Origin of the sequence: Flavobacterium sp. FlaQc-28 (assembly GCF_044007415.1) — a bacterium.
Taxonomy (GTDB): Bacteria; Bacteroidota; Bacteroidia; order Flavobacteriales; family Flavobacteriaceae; genus Flavobacterium.
The window spans coordinates 246,877-260,808 of record NZ_JBIPCM010000006.1 but is presented as its reverse complement, the minus strand read 5'-3'; the positions used below and the strand labels follow the sequence as shown (position 1 = coordinate 260,808).

The window sequence follows — 13,932 nt, the reverse complement described above, 5'->3', positions numbered from 1 at the left end:
TTTTGGAATTGAACCATTTAGGGGTTAACTAAATTTTAGTTTTGATTCTTTTTTACCATTAAGAGATTAAGTCTAACTACTTATTTTTCTTAATCTCTTGATGGCAAATTATTGTTTTAAATGTTTTTGTCTTTTAAAATTTGTGGATAATGTATACTGGTGTGTACGATCATTTCTCCAAAAAGTGTATTTGCCCAAGCAAACCATTTTCTAGTAAATTTTGCTACGTCATCTTTATGAAAAGATTCGTGCATAAAACCAGTATCTGCATTTGTCTTGATTAAATTGCTAATACATGCTTTTATTTCTTTTTCATCAACACTTGTAATGGCTCTCAAAACAATACTCATTGGCCAGATTGTATCGGTTCCTGTGTGCGGACCGCCAATCCCTTCTCCGGCTTTTCCTTTATAGAAAAACGGATTATTCTCTGAAAGCACTACTTTTCTTGTGTTTAAATAAAGGGGACTATCTGGTTCAATTGCTCCTAAATATGGTAATGATAATAATGACGGTACATTAGCGTCATCCATCATATGGAAACTTCCGTATCCGTTTACTTCAAAAGCAATGATTTTTCCGAATTTTGGATGCTCGATAATTGTGTTTTCTTCCAATCCTTTCTGAACTTGCGCTTGCATTTCTTTTGCTTTGGCAACTAAATCTTTATCTAATAAAGCTGGCAAAGAGAAAATTTCCTGAAGGTATCCTAACACTTCAATTGCAAACATATTACTTGGAATTAAATATCCAAATAAAGTGCTGTCATCACTTGGTCTAAAAGTCGAAACAATTAATCCGCATGGTTTTACTGGATAACCGTAACCTCCTAAAGGCACACCATCTGTAGCCCAAGCTGTAACTCTTTGAAAATTGTATGGTCCTTTATCTGTCCAGCGCTGTTGTTCTTTAAACGTTTGTAAAACCAACAACATGGCTTCTTTCCATTTGCTGTCGAACAAACTTATATCTCCAGTTTCTTTCCAATAACCGTGTGCCAATCTAATTGGGTAGCATAAACTGTCAATTTCCCATTTGCGCTCATGGATTCCCGGCTGCATTTTAGTCATGTCATTTTTCCATTCGCTTACCTGATTAAAATCTTTGTAAAAAGCGTTTGCATAAGGATCTAATAAAATACATTTTGTCTGACGGTTGATTACTCCTTTTACCAACTCAGCCAATTTTTTATCTTCTTTTACAAACGGAATATACGGCCAAATTTGAGCTGTACTGTCACGTAACCACATGGCATCAATATCACCTGTAATTACATAAGTATCTGGTTTACCGTCGATAATTTCAAAATCGACAGTAGTATCTAATGTATTTGGAAAACAGTTTTCAAATAACCAAGCCAGTTCTGGATTAGCTATTTGTTTTTTGATTCTTACAATAGCAGCTTCAATCGCTTTACTTGTAAACTTTCTCTCGGCTACAGGAGGTCTTTTAGTAATAAAATCTTTTAATGCAAAATTGAAAGCATCTGATCGCATCCCGAAAGCATCTGTTTGAATGGCCAATAATCCTGCTGAAAATATCCCAGCGTTTTTTATGAATTTTCTACGTGATTGCATAATATTATTTTGAAGTTGAATAAGAATATGGAAAAGCGTTCGCTGAAGTTCCTCTTTGTAAATTTGGTGTATCGCTCATGTCAAAATTTAATTCGCCGCCCTTTAATACATCAAAATGATTGATATAGTTTTTTGAGTAAGCTGCATTGTTCCATTTTAAGTCCTGAGCATATTTATTAGTTTCAGAATTTTTTGGTGCGTTAATCACCAATTCTTTTCCATTTTCTAATTGTAATGTCAGTTTTTTGAACAATGGCGCTCCAAGAACATATTCTTCTGTTCCCGGGCAAACTGGATAGAATCCCATTGCAGAGAATACATACCAAGCCGATGTTTGTCCGTTATCCTCATCACCGCAATATCCATCTGGAGTTGGTTTGTACATACGGTTCATTACTTCACGCGACCAATATTGTGTTTTCCAAGGTTCGCCTGCATAATTATACAAATAAATCATGTGTTGAATGGGCTGATTTCCGTGCGCATATTGTCCCATATTCATAATCTGCATTTCGCGGATTTCATGAATAACTGATCCATAATAACTGTCGTCAAAAATTGGCGGTGTCGAAAATACTGCGTCTAATTTTGCCGTAAATTTCTTTTGTCCTCCCATTAAATCAATCAAACCTTGTACGTCATGAAAAACACTCCAGCTGTAATGCCACGCATTTCCTTCGGTAAAAGCATCTCCCCATTTAAACGGATTGAAATCTTTAGGGAAGCTTCCGTCTTTATTTCTACCGCTCATTAATCCGATTGATGGATTATAAAGATTTTTATAATTCATCATTCTTTTTTCGAATAAACTAATTTCTTTTTTAGGACGATTTAATGCTTTTGCTAATTTCCAAATCGTAAAGTCATCATAAGCATATTCTAATGTTCTGGCTGCGTTTTCATTAATTTTTACATCATAAGGCACATAACCTAAAGTGTTGTAATACTCTACGCCGCGTCTTCCAACGGCATCCATTGGTCCTTCGTTGTTAGCACCATGTAATAAAGCTTCGTACAACTTGTTAATGTCATACCCTCGTAATCCTTTGATGTAAGCATCAGAAACTACAGAAGCAGAATTATTACCAACCATTACATTTCTAAAGCCCGGACTTGACCATTCTGGCAAGAAACCGCCTTCTTTATAATCGTTGATTAATGCTTCTTGCATTTCTTTATTTATAGAAGGATAAACTAAATTCAACAATGGATATAAGGCACGGAACGTATCCCAAAAGCCTGTTCCTGCATACATATAACCTGGCAAAACTTTACCATTGTATGGGCTGTAATGTACAATTTCTCCTTTTCCGTTTATTTCGTATTGTTTTTGTGGGAAACATGCGGTACGGTATAAACAAGAGTAGAATGTTTTTAATTGCTCATCGCTTCCGCCTTCTGCAGTTAATTTTCCTAGAACTTTATTCCACTCTTTTTTAGATTCTGCTACAGTTTCTTTAAAAGAAGCAGTTCCTAATTCATTTTTCAAATTCAACTCAGCTTGTTCTTGACTGATAAAAGAAGAGGAAACTTTTACATTTACAATTTCTCCTTTTTTAGTTTTGAAACCTACAACTGCACCAACGTGATCGTCTTTTAATTCTAATTTGCCTTTTTCTAAAACTTTATCATGCCAAGTATAATTGGTTGCAAAAGGTTTGTCGAACTGCAATACAAAATAATTTTTAAAGTTCTCAGGAACTCCGCCGCTGTTGCGAGTGGTGTAACCAATAATTTTATTTTCTGATGGAATAATTTTAATATAAGAACCTTTATCAAAAGCATCAATTACAATTGAAGACTGTTCATTTTCTGGAAATGTAATCTGAAAATGCGCTGCTCTTTCTGTTGCAGTTATTTCTGTTGTAACATCGTAATCTGCAAGATAAACGCTGTAGTAATATGGTTTAGAAACCTCGGCTTTATGGCTGAACCAGCTTCCTCTTTCATCTTCTGCAAAAGTTAATTTTCCAGTAACCGGCATGATAGAAAACTGTCCGTAATCATTCATCCAAGGCGAAGGCTGATGTGTTTGTTTAAATCCTCTAATTTTATCTGCTGTATAAATGTAAGCCCATCCGTCTCCCATTTTACCTGTTTGCGGAGTCCAAAAATTCATTCCCCAAGGTCTGCAGATTGCGGGATAGGTATTTCCGTTTGAAAGACTATGTAAAGATTGTGTACCCATTAACGGATTTACATATTCTACTGGATTCAATACTTTAACCTGTGCATTGACAAAAATGCAGCATTGTAATACTCCTAAAAAAATTAAACTTTTTATTTTCATATTTTTATTTTTTTGCTTTACGCTTTAAGCAATAAGCTTTAAGCTAAAAACTGTGGCTGAACTTTCTATTTCTTTAATCTAAATCTTGTTTGTCTAAGCTTTGTCAAAGTTTAAAACTTTGACAAAGTTGTCATAAATCTAATTCCGATAACTATCGGGACTGAAATCTAAAATTAAAGCGGTCTGTCTGCTTTTTTAACTCCAAAAGTTGTCGATGGTTTACTTCCCATATACAATTTTAATTCTCCGCCTTTTACAATCATATCATGTGTAATATATGATTTTGTATATGGTTTTCCGTTATACTCGGCTTTCTGAATATAGATATTGGTTTTGCTGTTATCGATTGCTTTTATTGCAAACGAAATTCCTTCTTTGTGATGAATTACTGCCGAATTTACTAACGGACTTCCCATAACGTATATTCCATTTGCAGGATTTACAGAATAGAATCCCATTGATGATAAAACATACCAAGCAGACATTTGTCCTAAATCTTCATTTCCGCACAATCCATCAGGCTTTGTTGAATAGAATTTTTCGTCGATTTCTCGAATTAATTTGGCTGTTTTCCAAGGTTGTCCAACATATGCATAAAGATATGGAATATGATGATTTGACTCATTTCCTTGTGCATATTGACCAATTAAACCACTAATATCTGGAGATATTTCTTCGCCTTCTACTTTATCTGTTATTAAAAATAATGAATCTAATTTTTTAATAAATTTATCTTCACTTCCAAACAATTCGATTAAACCATATGGGTCTTGAGGAACTAACCAAGTGTATTGCCATGCATTTCCTTCTACATAATCATCTTTTCTATGTGCTGATGAAAGGGGATTAAACGGTGTTCTCCAATTTCCATCTGTTAATTTACCTCTCATGAATGTAGTTTCTTTATCGAAATAAAGTTTGTACAAATTGGCTCTTTTTGAGAAATAATTATAATCTTCTGTCTTACCAAGATCTTTCGCCATTAACGCTATACAATAATCGTCGATTGCATATTCTAAAGCATTTCCAACAGACTCTAACAATTTATCTGCAGGAATGTATTCTAGTTTTTGCACGTAATCCATTCCTTCACGTGTTTGCATCGCTGTTTTTTTGATGGCTTCATAGGCTAATGCAACATCATAACCTCTATATCCTTTCATGTAAGCATCAACAATTACAGCAATCGAGTGATTTCCGTTCATTGTATTGGTTTCGTTACCCATTAAATGCCAAACTGGTAATCTGCCTTGCTGCTGATAAATCGCTAAAAATGATTTTACGATGTCGTTGATTTTTTCCTGTTGTGTAATAGTATACAATGGATGTAAACCACGGTAAGTATCCCAAAGTGAAAAAGTAGTGTAGTTGGTAAAGTTTGCTTTTTCGTACACTTTTTTGTCTGTTCCTCTATAATCTCCGTTTACATCATTGAATATTGAAGGCGCAAACATGGTATGATACAAAGCGGTGTAAAAAACTTTCATTGTTTTATCATCAGCTTTGATCTGAATTTTATTTAACGCTGCATTCCATTTTGAAGTCGCTTGTTTTGCTACAGCATTAAAGTCCCAATTTGGAATTTCGGCTTTTATATTGATAACTGCATTTTCATAGCTTACAGGCGAGATTCCAACTTTTACTAGAACTTCTTTATTTTTTAAAGTTGTAAAATCTAAAACTGCTTTCATTTTTAGACCTTCACCCTCGTTTCCGCTTACAGAAGTTTTATCATCGTACAATGCCATATTTGAAATTGGCTCAGAAAATTCAATCGCAAAAAAGATACGTTGATCTGCTGCCCATCCTGCTGAATATCTATATCCTACAAGTGTAGTTTCGTTTACTTTTTTTATGAACGTTTTTACGGGTTTATCCCATCCCACACCGTCTGCAAGGTCTAATAAAACGTGATTGTCTTGAGCACTATTAAAAGTGTATTTATGAAAACCAACTCTTTCGCTTGCCGTTAATTCGGCTTTAATTTTATATTTATCAAGCAGCACACTGTAATATCCTGCTTTGCTTACTTCATTATCATGAGAAAAATAAGAGCCATAACCAGTTGCCATGTCTTCTTTTGTTCCTTTTGTTAAAGGCACTTTTCCTGATACTGGCAATAAAAGAATATCGTTTAAATCTCCAATTCCTGTTCCGCTTAAATGGGTATGTGTGAAACCTAAAATAGTATTACTTGCATAATTGTATCCACTGCACCAATCCCAGCCTTCAAAAACATTTACTGGTCCTAACTGCACGGCTCCAAAAGGAACATTGGCACCCACAAATACGTGACCGTGACCGGCAGAGCCAATAAACGGATTTACATATTGGGTATAATCTGAATTTGTTTGTTTTACCTTTTTTTCCTGTGAAATAGCAGGATTGGCAAAAAACAGGTTTAGAGCTAAAATACCGCTAAAAGCAATTTTGTTGTACTTTGTAAACATATTTTTTTTATTTAGATTCTGAGGTTCTAAGGGTCTGATATTCTAAGACTTGCTAATTAAACTTAGCACTTCAGAACCTTAGCTTCTTAGAAGCTTTTTATTTATACTTATTCAAAACATTATATAGAGACTAGACTTTCACGGCTCGTTTTCTTATTTTACTCTCAAAAGAATAATCTAGAACACAAAAAATAACCGCAAAGAGCGCAATGACTCTCGCTAAGTTCGCAAGGTAAACAGATGCACTAAAGTGCGTCTCTACACAAAAACCTTTGAACCTTTGCAACTTAGTACCTCTTCAAAACATCATATAGAGAATAAACTTTCAGGACTGGCTTTGTTACTTTGCCTTCAAAAGAAATAATTCTTTCTTCGCCTGCTTTTAAGTCTATATAATTATCGCTCCATTTTCCTGTATAGCCTTTTATAGAAACGTATACATATTTTGCGGCTTTTGAAGCTTTTAAAATCACTTTATTTCCTTTCACTTCCCAAGTTATATTTGGGTTTTCCAATTTTAAATCAATTGGACGTGTGAGGTCAATTTCTGGTGTTTTGTCATCTCTATACGCTTCTTTCATAGCGTACCAAGCTGCTTTTGGCTGTCTGTCATAATAATCAGTCACGCTCCAACTTGCAACAGGCCAGCAATCATTAAGCTGCCAAACTAATGTTCCCATATTATAAGGCGCTTTTGAACGATGAATGCCTATAATATTTTTTAATGAATAGTATTGTAAACATTGTGAGAGGTAAGTATAATCCTCAACATTCATTTTCTTTATTTTGTCTGAACTAATAAAGTAGCGATTTAAATACGAATCTAATTTCATGAATCCTTTGCCCGCTTTTTGATGTGCCTGCAAAATATCTGAATATAAATATCGATCTTCTGGTAATGTAAATTTTTCTATTGAAGAATAATTTGGCATAGCTTGCATTCCGTACTCGCTTACAAAACGTCCCGTTTTATTCTGCACCGCTTCAATATCTTCAAGTCCCCACCAAGTTCCCCAATAATGGCTGTCGCCTTCTGTAATACTTTTTGCTTTTGACCAGTGAAATAAAGGCGAAGAACTTAAGTATGGTCGTTTATTATCGACTTCTTTTACCCATTTTGGAATACTATCTTGAAACAAACGAACGTAGTCTTTCCATAATCTAGTCGAATCTTGTTTCGACATTTTCATGCTTTTTTGCCATCCCCAACTTTTGAAAGCTTCATCAATTTCATTGTTCCCGCACCATAAAACTATGCTTTTGTGATGACGAAGACGTTTTACTTGATATTGAACTTCTTTTTTTACGTTGTCAAAAAAAGCATCGTCACCTGGCACCATTGTTCCAGCGAACATAAAATCCTGCCAGACATAGATTCCGTTTTTATCGCATAAATCATAAAAATAATCATCTTCATAAACCCCGCCTCCCCAAACACGCAGCATATTCATGTTGGCATCTTTGGCAAGTGCAATTACTTTTTCATACTCTTTTTTTGTTACTCGCGACAGGAATGCATCCGATGGAATATAATTTGCCCCTTTCATATAAACCGGCTTGTCATCAATTTTAAAGTAAAATGATGTTCCTTTATCGTCAGGCTGTTGTATCAATTCGATTTTGCGATCTAATACATATGGTTTCTCCGGAGTTTTTACATCATATGCTTCTAATCTTGGCGTTTTCCAAATTCCGCAAGTTGTGAATTTTGGTCCCCAATCCCATCCAAAATGGTATTGTGCCTTACGCACATAGGCACGAGGATTATCTGGAATTACAAACGGAAAATCTTTTTTAGCAAGCGAATCAACAACATTTTGTGCCGATTTAAAAACGACTACTAAATCATTCTTTCCCGGTTTTAAATTCTTTTTCACGTCAACACGCCATTGACGAAACATATTATCAGCCTTTAAAACCAATTGATTGTTTAAGTAAACGGATGCGTAAGTATCTAATCCGTCAAAAACTAATTCGGTACTTTTTTTATTTAATGTTGCGGTACTTACTTCAAAAGTGGTTTTATACTCCCAATCTTTCTTTTCAATCCATTCCAGCTTTTTTTCATTGTCTCTGTAAAATGGATCTGGTATTAATTTATTGTTGAGTAAATCGGTATGAACTTCACCGGGAACAGAAGCAGGATACCATTTTGTTGTTTTGGTTTCTCTGTACTGCCATCCTTTTTTTAATTCCATATTTTGCGCCTTTGCTACAAATGAAAAATTTGCTAGACAAATACTCAAAACCCAATAAAAGTTCTTTTTAAACTCCATTATAACTCAATACTTAATTATTATGCTTTTGCAACTTAATTGTTGGCAGTTTGAGAAGGAAAACTACGTTTCCACAATCCTCCCTCTCTTTTGGGCTTTTAATACGGAATAACAGTAACTAACAAAATATTCTGAAAATCATTTTCCCTTTTACAGCTGCCAAGTTTTATCTTTTAGATTGTTGATTTAGATTTACTACTACACTTCAATAATTAAACTATTTTAATCCTTCAATTATATGTTCTTTTTGAAAGTAATTCCATCTTTTTCAGCATAAGCTCTTTTGTCTTTTGCGAAAAAAAGGGTATTAAAACTACCGAACTAATTTGTGATACAAACCCTCTAATTTAATGAAAATTGAAATAGAAAATTAAAAATAAGCCGGGAGGTACTCATACTCCTCCCGAGCTTATTCAACTTAACTAACCAAAATTTTAAAACTACTTATCCCACCAAATTCTAGTTGTCATTAAATCCAACCCTTGGCGTTGTATTGCTTCTTTATAATTCACATTATTAGTGATTAACTCAGACTGATCATAAATTAATCTTCTAGGAATTGTTCCTTTTGTTTCTCCTGTTGGATCATTAACTGGAACTAAAACAGGATATCCTGTTCTTCTGTATTCTGAAAACGCTTCAAAACCATTAAACAACAATACAATCCATTTTTGAGTAATAATTTGTTCGATTTTTTGAGCTTCAGTTCCTGTTGATTTAAAAGGATGAGCTGTCATGTAATCGTTGTATTCTGTAAGAGTAACTGCTGGTACTTTGTCTCCAAAAATAGTCAGAATCTGCATTGCAGCTCTTACTCCATCTTCATAATGTTTTTGTGCTGATCCGTTTACATTCCATCCTTTTACAGCTGCTTCAGCCAAAATAAATTCTACTTCAGCATAAGACATAATCAATGTAGGAGCATCTAAACGCAATACTGTTGATGTATTAGGATCAGAGAAAAGTTTTTTGTCTCCGCCAGGAAATTCTCTTGCATCGTTTGCAAGACCTTGCTGGCTTGCAGGAGAATTGTCTCCAGTTGCTTCAAGTTTTGCTAAAATTCTTAAACGTGGATCGTTATTGTTTTTCAAATTATCGATAAACGTTTTACTGAATTTTGTATTTGCATCTCCTTTATTCAAGTCATTTATAACCCATGAAGAAGTAATTGGATTTGTTTTAACTCCTTGTGGTCCTGAGTCATGTCTTAAAACTAAACTGTCATCATTTGATGTAAAAACACCTTTAGCAACAGCTTTCTCTACATATTGTTGTGCTTTTGCAGGGTTCACTTTAGATAAACGCATTGCAACTCTTAACATCATTGAGTTAGCTAATTTTTTCCATTTAGCCACATCACTTTGATAAAACAAATCAGCATTGCCTACAAATGCTTTATTAGCATCTAAAGCGTCACCTGCTTCATCCAATTCTTTTAAAAGATCATTGTAGATTGCTTCTTGAGTATCATATTTTGGAGCATAAACTCCTCCATTGTATCCTTTTCCAGCTTCAAAATATGGAATTTCACCATAAGTATCTGTTAACTTTTGAAACAAGAAAACTTTCATGATTCTTAAAGCCTGAATAGCATTAGCATTTTCTGGTGTATCTTTTATAACAGATAATAATTGAAAAATCTGATTCAATCCTTTACCATACGTTTCTCCAAAAAGTGCTCCTGAATATTCAGATGAATAGGTATATTTTGACCCTGAACCACTTAAGGATGAAAATTGCTGTACAATTTGCGCTGCATAAATATTGTTTCCTCTTGTATTAGAAAAGTCTTGTCCGTCAACATAAATCTCAGCAAGTGTAAACATAGATTTTACAGCTGGATCTGTCAAAGCATTTGGATTCTGATTCAATTCTTCGAATCCTTTGTCGCATGAAGCTAGTGTCATTGCACCAACAATTGCAACACAGAATATTTTTATAAATTTATTTTTCATCTTTCAATTTTCGTTATTAGAATTTAACATTAAGAGTTAAACCAAAATTTCTTGTCAATGGCATAGATGCTCTTTCTAGACCTTGTGCATTACTATTAGAGTAGTTAGACTCTGGATCAATGTTTGGCACTTTGTCATAAATTGTCCATAAGTTATGAGCAGAAAATGCTAAACTAACCGATTGAAATGGTGTTTTTGCAAGATTTGCTTTTGGAAAATTATAGCTGAAAGAAACTGCTCTCAACTTGATAAAATCAGCATCGTAAACAAAATTTGATGTCACCTCTGCATAACTTCTCCAGTAATCATATGCAGAAACTGTAGTATTTACAGGATTACCGTTAACATCTGTACCACTTACTGCAACTCCGCCTTCACGACCGCCAAGTGTTTGCTCAGTTAATCCGTAACGAGTTCCTAACTGGTTTGTTGCTGAATAGATTTCTCCTCCAAATTTAGCATCAACAAAAATCGAAAGTGTGAAATTTTTATAAGAGAAATCATTTGAGAATCCCATAGATAATGGTGCAACACCTTGTCCAGCATTAATTAAATCTCCTCTCATGAATCTGCCGTTTGTATCAAGTACAATATTTCCTTTTGCGTCTCTTAAATAATCATAAGCTTTGATTATTCCAAATGGCTGTCCTTTTTCTAAAACTACAGAAGCTTTTGAATCTCTGTTTCCTTCAAGTGTTTTTGTTGTAATTTTATCAGAAAGATTAAGTACTTCACTATCGTTGTAAGCAAAATTATATCCAACATTCCATGCAAAAGTTGGTGTTTTAATCGCTTTTACATTGATTGCAAATTCAACCCCTTTGTTCAGGATTTCTCCCACGTTGATTTTTGTTGTTCTATAACCAGATGCTTGAGAAATATCGGCATCAGTAATGTCGTTAGTTGTTTTCTTGCTGTAGAAAGTCAAATCTGTACTCACTCTATTATTGAAGAATGTATTTTCGAAACCAAATTCGATTGTACTAACGTTGTAAGGTCTTAAACCTCTGTTTGGAACTGTATCTCCATTTACTCCTAAAATTGGCTGACCTAAAGAATCTGTTTGTCCATCAGGTGCAGAATACGTTAATGCTAAAGCATAAGCGTCTGGCAAAGCTCCGCCAACATTACCCCAACCTGCTCTAATCTTACCATAAGACATCCATTCTGGCAATTGAATAATTTCAGAATAAATTAAACTGGTACTTACAGATGGGTAAAAAGTACTGTTACTTGATGGATCTAAAGTTGAAAACCAATCTTGACGACCTGTTAAACTAACATATAAGAAATCTTTGTATCCTAAATCGGCAGAATAAAAAAGTGAGTTAACTTCGCTTTCAGAGAATAATTTTTCTGTTTTTTCAGGTTGCGTATTTCCATAGAAATATTTGAATGGAACAATAAAATTATTTCCCTTCATTTTAATTCCGCTGAATCTGTTGTGTTGACGGTTAGCTCCAATGAAAGCATCTAATGAAAGGTTTTCTACGATATTACCTTTGTATCCTAAATAAGCAGAAGCATTATATTCTGTACGTCCTTCTACTCTGTTCTCTAATGCCCCTCCAGTCTTGTAGTTAATTCCTGTAGGTTCGATTTCAGTGTATTCGTAGTTGATATCATCCATACCAATAACACCTTTTGCGTAAATTTTATCTGTAATGTTATAATTTACTTTAGCAGAACCAATAAAACGTTTTCTAAGATCACTATTTAAATCTTCTTGCGTTGCAAAATATGGATTCGTTTGGTAAGTGTTTGATCCAAAATAATCAGCTTCACCTCCATTTTCATCGTAACCATTACTTAACCATCTAATATCTGCTCCAGGGTTTAAGAATGTTGTAGTATACGAAGCGTTTCTAGGAGAATCGTTCAAATAAGGTCTGTTTTGACTTTTCTCTGTAATATATTGTGCATTTGTTTCAATGCTGATTTTTTTATTCGGAGACGAGTTCAAACTTAAAGCCACGTTGTTTCTTCCAAAATTTGTTCCTGGCAAAATAGACTCGTCTTTTGTATTTCCGAAAGACAATCTAAAATTAGTTGTTTCGTTTCCTCCAGAAATTGCTAAAGTATTACTGAAAGAATATCCCGTTCTGTAGAAGTTTTTTACGTTATTTTTCCCATTTGCTTGATATGGTCTAGTAGTTCCATCAAGTGCAATAGTTTGTTTTCCGTCATATTTATCTCCCCAAGCCAATACATATTTTTCTCTAAGCTCTGATAAACTGCCAAATCTTGAAGGAACTCCATTAACAGGCTCTCCTGATCCGTATTGATCTTGCCAATCTAAAAGGCTTATTGGTGTATTGAATGTAGAGTTTGTACTAAAATCTACACCAAGACCAGTTCCGCTTTTTCCTTTTTTAGTTGTAATCAAGATAACACCATTAGATCCTCTGTACCCGTAAAGAGCAGAAGCCGCACTACCTTTAAGTACTGACATAGAAGCAATATCATCTGGATTGAAAGAAGACATACCATCTCCTTTATCAGCTCCACCCCACATACCAGCATTTCCTTGCTGCGTGTTATCTATTGGAATACCATCTACAACATACAAAGGCTGGTTTGATCCAGAAGCCGAAGTTGCTCCACGAATTACAACACGGCTAGAACCTGATGGTCCAGAAACTGGTGCAGAAACGTTAACACCGGCAATTTTACCTTGTAATGCATTTCCTAAATTAATTTCTTTGTTTTTTGTTAGTTCTTCTCCTTTAAGTTCCCCAACAGCGTATCCTAAACTTTTCTTTTGTTTTTTAACTCCAAATGATGTTACAACAACATCTTTTAATTCTTGTACATTTTCTAATAATACAACTGATATTTTATTTTCACCTGGCTGAAGTACTATCGTTTTTGATGTAAAACCTATCGAAGATACATTTAAAGTAACTGCTCCTTCTGGAACATTCATTTTAAATCTACCTTCTGTATCTGTAATTGCACTAAACGGTTTTCCTTGAACCTCGATAGATGCAGCAATAACTCCTCTGTTTTGTGCATCTGCCACTACGCCTGTTATTAATCGATTTTGCGCCACAGCACCTAAGCTGCACAACAATACCATTCCTAACACTGCTAATATTCGTTTCATAAGCTTTTTTTTTGGTAATTGGTAATTTGTTTTGTTTTAACGTGATTGTTTTTAAATAATTAATAAAAATTTGAACTCAATTTTAATATTGCACTCATAAGCTCTGCGCCCAACAAATACAATGCTTTAATAGCAACGTAAACATTCCTATAACTCTTAGCAATCGATATAGTAAACAGCTCAAAAAAATAACGCAATGATCGAATATTTTGACCTTAAATTACTAAAACGATTTAGTAAAATTCCTAAAAAAAAACGAATCGTTTTTTTTCTTTTTT

Annotated in this window: 6 protein-coding genes; all 6 read right to left on the bottom strand. The window is 34.3% G+C overall.

Annotated elements, in window-relative coordinates:
• Window positions 1-116 precede the first annotated feature (116 nt).
• Window positions 117-1,577 (bottom strand): glycoside hydrolase family 125 protein, encoded by a 1,461-nt coding sequence (locus tag ACHRVL_RS16740; RefSeq protein WP_395414616.1) that lies wholly within the window; start codon window positions 1,575-1,577, stop codon window positions 117-119.
• Window positions 1,578-1,581: 4 nt separating this feature from the next.
• Entirely contained in the window at window positions 1,582-3,867 is a 2,286-nt protein-coding gene (locus ACHRVL_RS16735; protein ID WP_395414614.1) for a GH92 family glycosyl hydrolase, read from the bottom strand.
• 173 nt (window positions 3,868-4,040) lie between these two features.
• Window positions 4,041-6,317: a GH92 family glycosyl hydrolase gene (locus ACHRVL_RS16730; protein WP_395414612.1), complete on the bottom strand. Its 2,277-nt coding sequence runs from the start codon at window positions 6,315-6,317 to the stop codon at window positions 4,041-4,043.
• A gap of 287 nt (window positions 6,318-6,604) precedes the next feature.
• Complete coding sequence (locus tag ACHRVL_RS16725; protein ID WP_395414610.1) at window positions 6,605-8,515, bottom strand: glycosyl hydrolase 2 galactose-binding domain-containing protein; 1,911 nt, start codon at window positions 8,513-8,515, stop codon at window positions 6,605-6,607.
• A gap of 518 nt (window positions 8,516-9,033) precedes the next feature.
• Entirely contained in the window at window positions 9,034-10,548 is a 1,515-nt protein-coding gene (locus ACHRVL_RS16720; protein ID WP_395414608.1) for a SusD/RagB family nutrient-binding outer membrane lipoprotein, read from the bottom strand.
• Window positions 10,549-10,564: 16 nt separating this feature from the next.
• Window positions 10,565-13,654, bottom strand: coding sequence for a SusC/RagA family TonB-linked outer membrane protein (locus ACHRVL_RS16715; protein ID WP_395414606.1), 3,090 nt, complete (start codon window positions 13,652-13,654; stop codon window positions 10,565-10,567).
• Between the last annotated feature and the right edge of the window lie 278 nt (window positions 13,655-13,932).